This window comes from Streptomyces sp. SID10853 (assembly GCF_010548145.1).
GTDB lineage: Bacteria > Actinomycetota > Actinomycetes > Streptomycetales > Streptomycetaceae > Streptomyces.
The window spans coordinates 1-878 of sequence record NZ_JAAGLN010000502.1 but is presented as its reverse complement, the minus strand read 5'-3'; the positions used below and the strand labels follow the sequence as shown (position 1 = coordinate 878).

Sequence of the window (878 nt, the reverse complement as noted above, 5' to 3'; positions counted from 1 at the left end):
CCCGCACCCCGAGCTGGGCGGAGCCGGAGCCGGGGGCGGGCCCGAACTCCATGACCGGGGCCGGGGCTGAGGCCGGGGACGTGCTGCGGTAGGACGCCTTGCCCGCGGGGGCCGCGCGGATGTCGCGGGTGGCCGGTGCGGTGGCCGCGGTGGGGGAGGGCGGCCGATGAGCGGGGGCCGGAGGGCGTCGATAGCGGAGGGGGCGCAGACATTGGGGGGCGTACGCCGGAGCGTATGCCGCTGCCGCGGTGCCGATCGCGCCGCCGGAACAGGCCCCCGTACGCCCTGCTCGACGCTCCGGCGCATGCCCCGCCCCGCGGCGCCCCTGTCCCGTACTCACGCGCCGTCCCAGTACCTCCGTCTCTTCCACCCCTTCCGTCCCCTCTTCCCTCCCCCCTTCCGTCCCCTCTGTCTTCGGCCCCCACTCACCTGCCAGCGCCGAGAGGCCGCCGTATGAGCACCCCCCGTACCACCGAGCCCCAGCCCCCGGACGGGCCGCGTCCGCCTGTGGGTGCCGATGCGTGGGACGACCGTTCCGAAGCCGTGCTCGGTGCGGCGGCCGGGCTGCCCGGGCCCCCCGCGCGCAAGGGCGCCCGAGGGCCCGCCGACCCCGTACGCGCGCTGATGCACCGCCACCGCGAGCTGTGCGAACAGGCCGTCGACCCGCTGGAGATCGCCGCCGGTCTCGAAGCGCACGGGATCACCGACCGGACGGCGGCCCGTTTCCGCCACCGGGACGTCTTCTCGCTCGCCGACGAGCTGTACGCCCGGGTCCCCCGGGGCGCGGAGGCCGACGGCTCCGAACCGGCGCACACGCCGGCCGCCGCCGTTCCCCGCGCCCCCTTCGACGGACTGCTGCCCGGCGCCTGCGCCGTCGC

The 878-nt window shown here is 77.7% G+C and carries 1 pseudogene; it reads left to right on the top strand.

Annotation, left to right across the window (positions count from 1 at the left end):
- Positions 1-453: 453 nt before the first annotated feature.
- A pseudogene (locus tag G3I19_RS36650) lies at positions 454-878 on the top strand (hypothetical protein); the annotation flags it as partial.